This is a genomic window from Chitinophaga agrisoli (assembly GCF_008386695.1).
In the GTDB taxonomy this organism is placed as follows: Bacteria; Bacteroidota; Bacteroidia; order Chitinophagales; family Chitinophagaceae; genus Chitinophaga; species Chitinophaga agrisoli.
Genome location: NZ_VUOC01000001.1, coordinates 869,382 through 881,609, shown reverse-complemented (window position 1 = coordinate 881,609; position 12,228 = coordinate 869,382). Strand labels below are relative to the sequence as shown.

Below are 12,228 nucleotides of genomic sequence, written 5' to 3'. Positions count from 1 at the left end.
TTTAAAAGCAATGATTGAAGAATGAAACGACTTTTTTTATACGGATGGATGATGTGCTGTCCTTTTTTACTGAAGGCGCAAAGCCTCAACCTCCGCGATGCGGTAGATATAGCGCTCAGGAATAACCTGGGTATCCAGATCGCCCGGAATAATGTTTCCGCCGCAGGCATCTTTAATAATTTCGGCTATGCCGGCGGCCTGCCGCAGGTAAGCGCCAACGCGTCAGACCAAGAACAGTCTACCAACATTAAACAGGAGTATTCTGATCCCAATAACAACAAAAGCACCAGCGGCAACACATCCAATAACCTATCTGCCGGCCTTAATGCCTCTATGCTGCTCTACAACGGCGGCCGGGTACAGAACGCCAAACAACGGCTGGGCCTTGTAGAGGATCAGAACAAACAGGTGCTTACCTCCCGCGCACAAACGCTGATCTACAATGTGGCGCTGCGCTATTTCGATATCATCCGCCAGCAGAGTTATGCAGGCACTCTGGAGACCTCCATCACGGTATCCCGCCAGAAGCTGGATATCGTAAAGGCCCAGCAAAGCGCCGGTGTAGCCAATAATGCGGACCTGTTCCAGGCGCAGGTAGACCTGAACACCCAGATCCAGAACCTGCAGGCGCAGCAGCTGGTAATTGACCAGGCCAAAACAGACCTGCTTACCCTGCTCACCCTGAAGCCGGATTCCGCGGTCACCATTCGCGATACCATCCTGGTAGATAAAGCCCTGCAACTGGAGCCCATCGTAAACGCGCTGAACGATAACCCGGATATCATGGTGGCCAATGAACAGATAGCCATCAACGAGCACCTGGAAAGGGAAACCGCCGCACAGCGTTATCCCTCCCTTAGCGCCAATGCTGGTTATAACTTCAGCCATACCAAAAACGCCGCAGGTTTCTCCCTGCTTAACCAGAGTTACGGTCCTTATGCAGGAGTAGGCATCAGTATTCCCATCTTTAACGGTACCGTCTATAAACGGCAGCAGGAAGTAGCGGGGATTAATATCAAAAACGCGCAGCTGCAGAAAGATACCCTGTCGCTTAACTATATGTCCAACGCCATCAAGAACTGGCAGGCCTATAACAATAACCTGCAGCAGCTGGAAACCGCCAAGTCCAACTATGATTTGTCCGGCAGGCTGCTGGCCCTGGTGTTACAACGTTTTGAACTAAAGCAGGCTACAATTGTAGAAGTAAAGAATGCACAGGAAAGTTTTGAGAATGCAGGTTTTCTGCTGGTGAATGTGAGCTTTTCCGCCAAAGCAGCGGAGTTGAAGTTAAAATGGTATGCGCACGAGTTGCAGTAAATGATAAAATGATCATCTCAATTGATGACTTTGTATTACGATCAGTATCCGCCGGTCAGTGTCCGCTACAACGTACGCCAGCCGGCGGATCTGTTTATCCCTAAAGCCGCCCTCACAGTGAGCTCTCATAATGCACCGTATCCGCTTCCGCCTGCCGCTTCAGTTCCCGCAGGCCATCATCATAATCTTTTTTAAGAGACCCTTCCATAAACAGGCCCATTACATTCATAGGCCGCGGAAACTCACTGTCAAATCCCCAGGTAACCGTTGTTTTGCCATCACTGCCACCCAGGTTAAAAAACACATCCGCGCTGGACTCCCAGGGTTTTATAAAGGAAAGCTTCTGTTTGATGGTCTTATAAGGCTCCAGGGCAATATGCTCCAGCTTACCTTCCCCTATCTTTTCCCCTTTCCAGTTGCTGGAAGCACCCACCGTGCCATCCTGCCCGTTAATACTGTATTGCGCGCCGGGGTCTACCTTATTCCAGGTATTCCATTTGTTAAACTGCTCAAACTTAACAATATGTTCCCATACGGTAGGGGCAGGGGCATTGATCTCCACGGACCTTTCGATATGCATTTTTGTAGGGGCGGCAAACAGCAGTATCACGGCTACCACGATCAATATTCCAATGATCCACAACAGGGCTCTAAGTATTTTCATAACCGGTGGGGTTTGGTATACCCGTAATATACGCCTTTTTCCCGCTCGCTGGCGGCGGACTGCTCCGCTGTTTATACCTCCTGATGATGATGCCCGTGATCAGCAAACCGCTAACCCCGGGGACCGTCCACACGATCAGGCCTGGCAAAAAATGGATGTTCACCACCCCAAAAGCGGTTACCGCGGCAGTATATGCGCCTACCATGCTGCCGATATGAGTATACAACCACTGCTTCTTATCCTTGGGCGGTACCAGGAAATGCCGCACATCCATTCCCACCATCCAGATGCCCAGCAGCCCAAACACAATGGCCACAATGGGGATGTAATGATAGCCGGTCAGTAGCCTGCTGACGCCCCAGATAAGCAGGCCGGTGTTAAAAAGACCGCCAATCCCGTTAAGCAGGATATCCGCCAGCGCCATGCGCATGCCCAAATGCTGTTTTTTAAGATACAGTGCCCGGTACCCGCGCAATACCATATGATAACTAAAGAATGCCACCATCAGTAGAAAGGTAAGGCCTTTGGCAACGGCCAGCACCAGCGCGGTGATAAACACCAGGGTCATGCCGGCGGTAAACAGGTTGCCGCTTACCCGGTGTGCCCGCCGCCCCTTTGACGTGATAAGGGATACCAACCCGGCCAGCAGGGATAGCGTGCCGCCGGCAATATGTAAGACAAGCGTAATAGTCAGTAACTTTTCCATAGCAGATCGTTTTCTGCAAAATTGGAACAAGGCCCGCCGGCTAAAAAATGCAAGGGGTAGATGGGAAAGTGATTGGGGCAGATGGGAAGCGTTTCATAGCTTTTGCCGGATCTCATCATGCAAACTACGCGATACTGGTACCCAATCACCCGTATAGGCCAACTGTAGTTTATACCCCTGGGCATTACCGCTTACCTCCGTTACATGATCCAGGTTCACCAAAAAGGTCCGGTGGCACCGGAAAAACCGGGGATGATCCGCCAGCCCCGCCGCCGCTTTTTTCAGGGAACTGCGCAACAGCGTCTGCCGCACCTGCCCCTCCTCCAGATGATACACTTTTATATAATTATCTGCCGCCGCTATATATAATAACTGTTGTGGTATTAACTGCAATGGCTCGCCAGCCTGTTCTGCCGGAATGGTTACCATTGGTAGTGGGCTATCCTGTATTGTCTCATCCGGCGCTGACCTATCCGCTACTGCTGTCCGCTCCCGCACATGTGCATCCATCGCTTTCGCTTCCGCCATATACCGTTTCTGCAACCGCAGCTGTTTGTACAATATCCAGATCGTCACGGGCAATACCGCTATCACCACCGTAACCGCCTGGAACCACATGGCCGTCCCCAACGACAATGACGAGCCCAGTGCCCAGACAGCATACAACTGGTTACATAAACCTATCAGGAATACATCCAGCACTACCATAGCTATCTCCCGGCCCACCGTCCAGTTGCTTTCTTTAAAATACGCTGGAAAAAGCAGGGGCAGCGCCCACATCTCCATAAATACCACCAGGAATGTCACCACGCCAAAACCAGCCGCTATCCATACCATGGGCCTGTTATCCAGCCTGGATAATCCAAATGGTTGAAACACAAATAGGAACAAACTGATAAACACCGCAAAGGCCAGCGGCGTCAGTAATCTGCTGCGGGGAGATATAAGCGGGTACGGGCGTTGTAAAAACTCAGTGATCATACATAAATATGCTAACCTGCATCAGGTCCGGAACCGGTAAGGCTACCGCTCCTTTCCATCAGCAAATTAGCATATCAGTATTGTAAAAAGCTATTCTTTCTTTCCTTTAAAATGCTTTTCCGCCACCTGCGCCTTATCAAAGTCCAGGATCACAGAATTAATACAGTAACGGAGGCCCGTAGGCGGGGGACCATCGTCAAACACATGGCCCAGGTGCGCCTTACAACGGCCGCACATCACTTCCGTTCGCTGCATGCCATGCGTATTATCCGGGGCATAGATCACGCTGGTCTTGGTAAGCGGTTCAAAAAAACTGGGCCAGCCACAGCTGCTTTCAAACTTGGCGTCAGATACAAACAGCGGGTTACCACAGGCCGCGCAATAGTACGTGCCTTTTTCCTTGCTGTTCCAGTATTTGCCTGTAAACGCCCATTCAGTTCCCTTTTCCCGGGCAATATTATATACGTCTGCCGGCAGCATCTTCTTCCATTCTTCATTGCTAATGGTTACTTTGGAAGAATCGGTACGGGAGTATACCTCATTCTTTTTTGCTGGTTCCATAGTCTGTGAGTAAGAACAATTACTTAATAAAAAAACGAGCCCGCAGACGAGCAAACTTCTCGCGCACATATCTTTCTAATTTTAACAACAGATTGTTCACTTATATTATACGGCGTCTAAAAAAAGATGCGCCATTTCATATTCAATTTACACACATTTATGTTATAAATCTGTTATAAAAACAAAGGCCTCCAATCCCCCCATTGCTCCCCTCTTACTTTTATAATTCCTAACTTTACAGCAAAAGGCTTTTCAGCGTGGCGGATATCATAAATTTACTTCCAGACAATATAGCCAACCAGATTGCTGCCGGCGAGGTGATCCAACGCCCCGCTTCTGCCGTAAAGGAGCTGCTGGAGAATGCAGTAGATGCGGGCGCAACAGAAATACAGCTCATTATCCGCGATGCGGGCAAAGAGCTGGTGCAGGTAATAGACAACGGCGGCGGCATGAGCGAAACAGATGCGCGTATGTGCTTTGAACGCCATGCCACCTCCAAAATAAAGACCATCAACGACCTCTTTGAGATCCGTACCATGGGCTTCCGTGGCGAGGCCCTGGCCTCCATCGCGGCCGTAGCCCAGGTAGAGCTCAAGACCCGCAAAACAGGTTCCCCCGTAGGCACTTATATAGAAATAGATAACAGCGTGGTGCGCAAACAGGAGCCCTGTCAAACCGCAGAAGGCACCAGCATTGCCATGAAGAACCTGTTCTTTAACGTGCCTGCCCGCCGTAACTTCCTCAAAAGCAATGCGGCAGAGCTGCGCCATATTGTGGATGAGTTCATCCGCGTGGCCATGGCCTTCCCCCAGCTGCAATTCACCTTTACCAGCAATAACCAGCAGGTGTTTTACCTGGAGAAAGGCTCCCTCAAACAACGGATCATCGCCATCCTGGGGCAGCACTATAATTCCAGGCTGGTAACCGTAAAAGAAAGTACAGACTACCTGAACGTACATGGTTTTGTAGGCAAACCGGAAACCGCCAAAAAAACCAGGGGCGATCAGTTCTTTTTTGTGAACAACCGCTTTATCAAAAGTCCCTATCTGCACCATGCCATCATGAGCGCATTTGCAGAATTGATACCGGCAGACAGTTTCCCGCATTACTCCCTGTTCATCGATCTGGACCCTGCCCATGTGGATATCAACGTACACCCCACCAAGCAGGAAATAAAGTTCGAGGACGATAAGATCCTGTACGCCTTTGTACAATCAGCCGTAAAACATGCGCTGGCCCAGTTTAATGTAACGCCCGCGCTGGACTTTAACCTCGATCCGGGCATCCAGCAGCTGGACGCGGTTAGCAAACCCTTTACGGAACAGCAGCAGCAACGCTCTGCCAACAGCTCCCTGTACAAGACCTTTACACAGGCCAACCAGGCCCATATTATAGATAAAAGCAACAATACCAGTAATCTTAAACACTGGAAAGACCTGTACGAGATAGGCAAAACAGACCTGGGTACCGGCAGCAGGGGCAGCGATATGCCCGCCATGCCGGAAACGCCGGCCTTTGTAAACCGCCCTTCCACCGCCTCCGTAATAGATGACAGCTGGCAGGATACCACCGCCACCGATCAGAAAGTGCCGGTACAGGTACACCAGCAATACATCCTTTCCCAGATAAAATCAGGCTTCATCCTAATAGACCAGCAGGCCGCCCACGAACGGATCCTTTACGAGAGGTACCTTCGCGCCCTGCAGGATAAACCCATGCCCACCCAGCAAAGCCTCTTCCCGCAAACCCTCCAGCTGCTGCCGCAGGATGCGGCGCTGATAGCGGAAATGCTGCCAGACCTTCAAACCCTGGGCTACGATATGGAACCCTTTGGTAACCACACCTTTGTGGTGCGCGGCACCCCCGCAGATATCCAGAGCGGTAACGAACAGGCCAGTATAGAAGGCCTGTTAGAGCAGTTCAAACACTTCAGCGCAGAGCTCAAGATCAACAAACGCGAGCAGCTGGTACGCTCCATGGCCCGCAACAATGCCATACCCGCCGGTAAAGTGCTGGCCCCCAGGGAAATGCAGAATATTATCGATGAGCTGTTTGCTTGCAGTATGCCCAATGTATCGCCAGGCGGTAAGTTCACCTATGTTTCTTTTAAATTGGCAGATCTGGCTAAGATGTTTGATAGGGGGAATTAACCAACACGCAATTACAAGGGGAGCCTGGGCTACTATAGTCTACCAGAAGTACCTCACAATCAAGATCGTAAGATCTTTTAGCACAAGCTACCCTGTTTAGCTGCCTGTACTAAAAGATCCTACCTGCTGTTTAATGCCTTTTCTCCAGTTGGCACAACATCAGCAGCCGGAGCTGCTTGCTCAGATGTTTGTTCCTTGGCGGCTCCTTCAGCTTCAGGGAGAACAGTATGGACAATAGCATTTATCTCATTCTGTAAAGTCCCAAGCTCATCTGCCATTTGTTTGAAGTCAGTTGTTTGGCCGTAGATCATATTTTCCCTCATTATTCTAAAATCTCCGGTCCAAAGACTGAATACTTCATCAGGAGGAATAAATCTGATTGTTGCAGGTGCGTGCCGTTTGTAGTCTACCCCTGCTTCATGATTGAACAAGTCCCTGTGCGCAACAATATGCCTGTACAACGCTTCGTCGGCTAGCGCCGCTTTTGCATGTTCAGTATTCATTAACCGGTGCAGATCATAGTGGTGGCGGGATAACCTTTCATGTTTCCATTTTTCACGTGGTTTCTGAAAGTTCTCATGTAAAAGAAAGATTTTTTCCAGTAAGGTTCGTTTCGGTTCAACAGTTTCAACAGTAAATGGCGCTCCGGAAAAACTGGCCCCAGGATAAGTCTGACCGATGATCGAGGTTATTTGCCTGGGACTGCATGGCTCCCGCAGAGAGCGGGCGCCAGGTTCTATAGTTACTACATCTGGCAAGTATTTGTTGCTGGCAAATAGGGGTTTATATGTCAATTGTATTTTCTGTGGATCAATATCCGGCTGGGCGGTTGGCTCAATTATAATTTCAAATAGTGCCGGGTCTACTCCCATATTGACCAATTCTTCCTTCAATGTTGGAGCGAATACTTCGACTGCAAATTCGGCCGATCTTAAACGCAACTTCTGCACCTGGCTTCTGGTCCGGATCTCGCCTGGCATTCCTAACAGGCCACGGTCCATTACAAGGTCAATGTCCTCAGAGAATCGCTCTGTTAATCCCCATGCTTTGCTTAGTGATGTTCCTCCCTTGAATACAAGATTTTCGGCCCATGAGAAAGAAAATATTGCTTTTATCGCCAGTGTGACCCACCAGTCTTTTTCAATCGCTTTTACAGAAATGCCGGTTTTAATGTTGACCTGGTTAATAATTTCAATCCGTCTTTCGTCTGTTTGTTGTAGCCATTCGGTCATCTTCAGTACTGTTTTGGTGTAATAAAATCTTCAAGATGAGGTCTGCTATCCATGCAGGAGCTCTTTTCAGATCCTTTTGCAGTACAGCAGAATCCTCTTTAAGTACTAATTCCCGGAGATTGTTCATTACATCATCAGTAACAACAAGCTGACCGTTTCTTGCCATTTCATGTAACGCCAGAAAAATTCTTGCGCTTATCTCCCCTGTGGCTGCCAGTTTCTTTGGAGACATCTTTTTAAATGTGATGGTATGGTTGAGAACTTTTATCTTCCTGGACGGGCCGTCTGTTAAAAAAACGATATTCATCGGCACCTGTGTGGAAAGCCCTAGACTTTGCATGGCTGCCGCTCCCGTAGGTTTAATTACTATTTGATCTCTATCGGCTATTGCATTAGCTATCTCTTCCAGGGAAGGATACAATGTACCAAGCTCCGGATCTGTTTTCGGATATAGAAATATTCCCTGACCCAGGCGAACTATTAGTTTGTCTTTTGCTAATCTGTATAAAGACGTTCGGATTGTAGCAGTGTTGGCCATGCCATAAAAAGTACTGGGAAATATAATAGTTCCCTTCCGGAATTTTTTAATCCGGTTAACAATTTCATTATGAATGCTTTTATGCATGACCATTTATGCACCCAGCCCCGTCTTTCTGCCTTTTAGGGTGGAAGAAATGAAACAAAAACGTGCTGGAAACGCGACAAATTTGAAACAAAAATACATCAAAAACGCGACAAAAACACATGCTCATGATCTCTAAAAAACTTGAGCCTCTAGCTAAAATCCTCCACGACAAACATGCAAAAGCAAAGTAAACTTCGCTTTTACTTGCCAAAATTCATTAATAGCCCTATTTTAGAGTAAAAGCGAAGTATAATGCACACTAGGATGATTAAATTGGGATCCACTATTCGCCAACGGCGAAACGTACTTGGCCTGCGGCAATCCTCCCTGGCGGACCTCACAGGTGTCAGCACCCGTACTATTCAGCTGGTGGAGCAGGGAAAGGGCAATCCTTCATTGGAAACATTGCTTAACCTAATGGATTCATTGGGCCTTCAGTTGGAATTAACATTAAAGGATCCTGCTAAACTGGATGATGTATGATTAGTCCGGGTATTGTACAACATCTGGTTAACCGGATAAGCATCAACAATCCTGGGAGAAAGACATCATAATTTAGGCCTTAAATAACCCCCGCACCACCCCTTTTCCCATATGCCATTCACATGCAACCCATATGACACCCATATGCAACCCATATATTTCCCCATAAACCGGGCATTTCAGGCCCCCTAACCTCTGTAAAAGTCCCTCAGGCGCTCATATAGCTCCCCGTACATTTTAAAATGCTTGCGGTATATAGCCCTCCCGGCTGTCGATGGCGTAAAAACCTCTTCCGCAGCCGCTTGCGCCGTAAAAGGCACACCCAGCGCAGCAAATCCCATCATGGCCGCCCCAAGTGCAGAAGCGTCATTATGCTGTCCCAAATGCATAGGTTTCTCAAAAATATCCGCCATCAGCTGGATCCACCCCCGCGAGGCGGTAAACCCGCCGCTTACAGAGATCTTATGTATAGGCCCGGCCGTCTCCTGCAACGCCCCGGCAATGCTCAACAACCCAAACCCGATCCCCTCCATAATGGCGCGCATAAAATGCCGGCTGGTATGCTGCGGCTGTATCCCTATAAAAGCGCCGCGGGCATGGGCGTCCCAAACGGGCGCGCGCTCGCCCAGCAGATAGGGCAGGCATATCACCCCTTCTGCGCCCGGGCGTACTTCCAGCGCCTGTTGAATGGCTATGTCAAGATCCGCCGGCTGATGATTTGCCATAAAATCACGCACAAACCATTGCAGCACCACCCCGCCGTTGTTCACCGGCCCGCCGGTCACAAAATGTTCCGTATCCAGTATATAATTAAATAAGCGTTGTTGATGATCTGTTACCGGCGCGCGGGCCGTCATCCGCAGCGCGCCGCTGGTGGCAATGGTAAGGGTGGCATGCCCCTGGTCCAGGGCGCCGCTGCCCAACTGGGCCAGGCAGCCATCACTGGCGCCAATGATAAAAGGCGTGCCGGCCGGTATGCCCAGATCCGCGGCTGCCGCGGCAGATAAGTCGGGTAATATATAATGGGTAGGCGCCGGCTCCGGCAATTGTGCCGCCGTAATACCGGCAAAAGCCAGCGCCGGGGCGCTCCATTGGCGGGTATGTATATCAAACAGCCCGGTGGCGCATGCAATCGAATGATCTATGACATAGCGTCCAAAAAGCCGGTGCAGTATATATTCCTTAATACCCACAAATTTGGCGGCCTGTTTAAACAGGTCCGGCCGCTGCTCCCGCAGCCAGCTTATTTTACAAAGGGGCGTCATAGGATGTATGGGTACCCCGGTCTGGTGGTACAGCGCCCGCCCTTCCTCCGTGGGCTGCAGCGCATCTGCAATACCCTGACTGCGGTTATCGGCCCAGATGATCAGCGGCGTAAGGGGCTTGTCAGCCGCATCCAGGGCCATTATGCTATGCATTGCGCTGCTGAAGCAGATGCCCGCCGGCGGATGCCCCATTTCCTGCACCACCTGGCGGATCCCCTGCCTTACCGCTTGTAAAATATCCTCCGGGTCCTGTTCACTATGTCCGGGTTGCGGCTGATGCGTGGCATACCCTTGCTGGTACACAGCTTTAACGTTGCCATCCGGCAACAATGCTATAACTTTGGTACTACCGGTGCCTATGTCAACACCGGTCATGTAGTTGAATGGAGTGCTCATACTGTAAAAGGTTCTCAAAATAAAAAACACCTTTCAGTTTCCAGCTTTAATTTATAGATTTAAAGCCTTTAAAAAGTCTAAACCATCCCACGTATATGGCATTGGAGATCAAGCAAAAAGGAAAGGTCTATGATATCTGTATCGTAGGTTCCGGAGCAGGTGGCGGTATGGCCGCCAAGATATTGTCCGAAGCAGGCATGAAAGTAGCCCTGCTGGAGGCCGGACCTAAATACGATCCCGCAGACCCGGAGCAGGCCACTCAGTTAAAATGGCCCTGGCAGTCGCCTCGTCGCGGCGCCTCTACTACCCGCCCCTTCGGCGATTTTGACGCAGCTTATGGCGGATGGGAAATTGATGGCGAGCCTTATACTACTAAAGAAGGCACGCAATTCGACTGGTTCCGTTCCCGCATGCTGGGCGGACGTACCAACCACTGGGGCCGTATCTCACTACGTTTTGGCCCACGCGATTTTAAACACAAAAGCTACGATGGCCATGGCGATGACTGGCCAATCTCCTATGATGATGTGAAGCCTTATTATGATAGGGTGGATAAACTCATTGGCGTTTTCGGCACCAAAGAAGGCATATTGAATGAGCCGGATGGCTATTTTCTGCCTCCTCCCAAACCACGTTTGCACGAGCTGATGATCAAACAGGCCGGCGATAAACTGGGTATCCCCGTGATCCCCTCCCGCCTGTCCATCATGACGCGCTCCGTTAACAAGGACCGCGCCCCATGTTTCTTCTGTAGCCAGTGTAACCGCGGCTGTACCGTGTACGGCGATTTCTCCTCCTCTTCCGTACTGGTAAAACCAGCTATGAAGACCGGCCAGGTAGACCTCTACACCGGCGCTATGGCCCGCGAAGTGTTGACCGATAATACCGGCAAAGCTACCGGTATCTCCTATGTGGATAAGGCAGATATGCAGGAGTACGAGATCAAGGCTAAAGTAGTGGTACTGGCGGCCAGCGCCTGCGAATCCGCGCGTTTACTGCTCAATTCCAAATCCAGCCGCTTCCCTAATGGCCTGGCCAATGGCAGCGGTGTGGTAGGTAAATACCTGCATGACTCTACCGGCTCATCCCGCGGCGGCTTTATACCCGCACTCATGGACCGTAAACGTTATAACGAAGACGGCGTAGGCGGTATGCACGTATACATTCCCTGGTGGGGCGATAATAAAAAGCTCGACTTTGCCCGCGGTTATCACGTGGAATTAGGCGGCGGTATGCACATGCCTTCCTTTGGTTATGGCTTTGGTATGGAACGCCTCAACGGCAAATACCCCGGCCCTGATGGAAAAACAAAAGAAGCAGGCGGTTACGGCGCAGGCCTTAAGAATGACTATCGCCGTTTCTTTGGCGCTACCATCGGTTTTGCCGGCCGTGGTGAATGTATTGCACGCGAAGACAACTATTGCGAAATAGACCCGAACGTGGTGGACAAGTTTGGTATTCCCGTACTGCGCTTCAATTATACCTGGAGCGAGCATGAGATCAAACAGGCTAAACACATGCAGGATACCTTCGAGCAGCTGATCCATGAAATGGGCGGCGTGGCCATGGGTACTAAACCGGGCGCGGATAGCCTCTATGGGCTGGAAACACCGGGCCGTATCATCCACGAAGTAGGCACCACCCGTATGGGCGATGATCCTAAACGCTCTGTGGTCAACAAGTACAACCAGGCGCACGAAGTAAAGAACCTGTTTGTGGTAGATGGCGGACCCTTTGTGTCCCAGGCGGATAAGAATCCTACCTGGACCATCCTGGCCCTGTCTATGCGCGCATCTGAGTACATTGTAGGTGAACTGAAGAAACAGAATCTCTAAGGCACATCAATCT

The 12,228-nt window shown here is 50.1% G+C and carries 11 protein-coding genes; 4 read left to right on the top strand and 7 right to left on the bottom strand.

Annotation, left to right across the window (positions count from 1 at the left end; translation table 11 throughout):
* The first annotated feature begins 21 nt into the window (after window positions 1-21).
* Complete coding sequence (locus F0L74_RS03665) at window positions 22-1,317, top strand: TolC family protein (RefSeq protein ID WP_149836467.1); 1,296 nt, start codon at window positions 22-24, stop codon at window positions 1,315-1,317.
* Between the two features lie 112 nt (window positions 1,318-1,429).
* Here the strand turns inward: F0L74_RS03665 and F0L74_RS03660 are convergent, their stop codons facing one another.
* The 4 genes from F0L74_RS03660 to msrB all read right to left on the bottom strand — a co-directional run bounded on the left by F0L74_RS03660 (window position 1,430) and on the right by msrB (window position 4,229).
* Complete coding sequence (locus F0L74_RS03660; RefSeq protein ID WP_149836466.1) at window positions 1,430-1,981, bottom strand: SRPBCC family protein; 552 nt, start codon at window positions 1,979-1,981, stop codon at window positions 1,430-1,432.
* A complete protein-coding gene (locus tag F0L74_RS03655) occupies window positions 1,968-2,687 on the bottom strand; it encodes a DUF2306 domain-containing protein (protein ID WP_149836465.1) in 720 nt (239 codons plus the stop codon). Before F0L74_RS03655 ends, F0L74_RS03660 begins: the two co-directional genes overlap by 14 nt.
* A 93-nt stretch (window positions 2,688-2,780) precedes the next feature.
* Window positions 2,781-3,668 carry a LytR/AlgR family response regulator transcription factor gene (locus F0L74_RS03650; RefSeq protein ID WP_149836464.1) on the bottom strand — a complete coding sequence of 296 codons (888 nt, stop codon included), beginning with the start codon at window positions 3,666-3,668 and terminating at the stop codon, window positions 2,781-2,783.
* Between the two features lie 90 nt (window positions 3,669-3,758).
* Complete coding sequence (gene msrB, locus F0L74_RS03645; RefSeq protein WP_149836463.1) at window positions 3,759-4,229, bottom strand: peptide-methionine (R)-S-oxide reductase MsrB; 471 nt, start codon at window positions 4,227-4,229, stop codon at window positions 3,759-3,761.
* A 257-nt stretch (window positions 4,230-4,486) separates the two neighbouring features.
* On the opposite strand from msrB, the gene mutL reads away from it, so the two are divergent.
* Window positions 4,487-6,379 carry a DNA mismatch repair endonuclease MutL gene (gene mutL, locus F0L74_RS03640; RefSeq protein ID WP_149836462.1) on the top strand — a complete coding sequence of 631 codons (1,893 nt, stop codon included), beginning with the start codon at window positions 4,487-4,489 and terminating at the stop codon, window positions 6,377-6,379.
* 119 nt (window positions 6,380-6,498) lie between these two features.
* Here the strand turns inward: mutL and F0L74_RS03635 are convergent, their stop codons facing one another.
* Both F0L74_RS03635 and F0L74_RS03630 read right to left on the bottom strand, forming a co-directional pair.
* Entirely contained in the window at window positions 6,499-7,611 is a 1,113-nt protein-coding gene (locus F0L74_RS03635; protein WP_149836461.1) for a nucleotidyl transferase AbiEii/AbiGii toxin family protein, read from the bottom strand.
* The gene (locus F0L74_RS03630; protein ID WP_149836460.1) at window positions 7,571-8,236 is read right to left on the bottom strand and encodes a DUF6088 family protein; all 666 of its coding nucleotides are present in this window, start codon (window positions 8,234-8,236) and stop codon (window positions 7,571-7,573) included. The genes F0L74_RS03635 and F0L74_RS03630 overlap by 41 nt, the downstream gene beginning before the upstream one ends.
* A gap of 252 nt (window positions 8,237-8,488) precedes the next feature.
* On the opposite strand from F0L74_RS03630, the gene F0L74_RS03625 reads away from it, so the two are divergent.
* A complete protein-coding gene (locus F0L74_RS03625) occupies window positions 8,489-8,719 on the top strand; it encodes a helix-turn-helix domain-containing protein (RefSeq protein WP_213086880.1) in 231 nt (76 codons plus the stop codon).
* Between the two features lie 188 nt (window positions 8,720-8,907).
* On the opposite strand, the gene F0L74_RS03620 is transcribed toward F0L74_RS03625, so the two are convergent.
* Complete coding sequence (locus tag F0L74_RS03620) at window positions 8,908-10,380, bottom strand: gluconokinase (protein WP_149836458.1); 1,473 nt, start codon at window positions 10,378-10,380, stop codon at window positions 8,908-8,910.
* 95 nt (window positions 10,381-10,475) lie between these two features.
* On the opposite strand from F0L74_RS03620, the gene F0L74_RS03615 reads away from it, so the two are divergent.
* Window positions 10,476-12,215: a GMC family oxidoreductase gene (locus tag F0L74_RS03615; protein WP_149836457.1), complete on the top strand. Its 1,740-nt coding sequence runs from the start codon at window positions 10,476-10,478 to the stop codon at window positions 12,213-12,215.
* Window positions 12,216-12,228 lie beyond the last annotated feature (13 nt).

Coding starts and splice junctions, on each gene's coding strand:
- F0L74_RS03650 (WP_149836464.1), bottom strand. CDS start 3,668: ATGATCACTGAGTTTTTACAACGCCCGTACCCGCTTATATCTCCCCGC.
- F0L74_RS03630 (WP_149836460.1), bottom strand. CDS start 8,236: ATGCATAAAAGCATTCATAATGAAATTGTTAACCGGATTAAAAAATTC.
- F0L74_RS03655 (WP_149836465.1), bottom strand. CDS start 2,687: ATGGAAAAGTTACTGACTATTACGCTTGTCTTACATATTGCCGGCGGC.
- msrB (WP_149836463.1), bottom strand. CDS start 4,229: ATGGAACCAGCAAAAAAGAATGAGGTATACTCCCGTACCGATTCTTCC.
- F0L74_RS03625 (WP_213086880.1), top strand. CDS start 8,489: ATGCACACTAGGATGATTAAATTGGGATCCACTATTCGCCAACGGCGA.
- F0L74_RS03615 (WP_149836457.1), top strand. CDS start 10,476: ATGGCATTGGAGATCAAGCAAAAAGGAAAGGTCTATGATATCTGTATC.
- F0L74_RS03620 (WP_149836458.1), bottom strand. CDS start 10,380: ATGAGCACTCCATTCAACTACATGACCGGTGTTGACATAGGCACCGGT.
- F0L74_RS03660 (WP_149836466.1), bottom strand. CDS start 1,981: ATGAAAATACTTAGAGCCCTGTTGTGGATCATTGGAATATTGATCGTG.
- F0L74_RS03665 (WP_149836467.1), top strand. CDS start 22: ATGAAACGACTTTTTTTATACGGATGGATGATGTGCTGTCCTTTTTTA.
- F0L74_RS03635 (WP_149836461.1), bottom strand. CDS start 7,611: ATGACCGAATGGCTACAACAAACAGACGAAAGACGGATTGAAATTATT.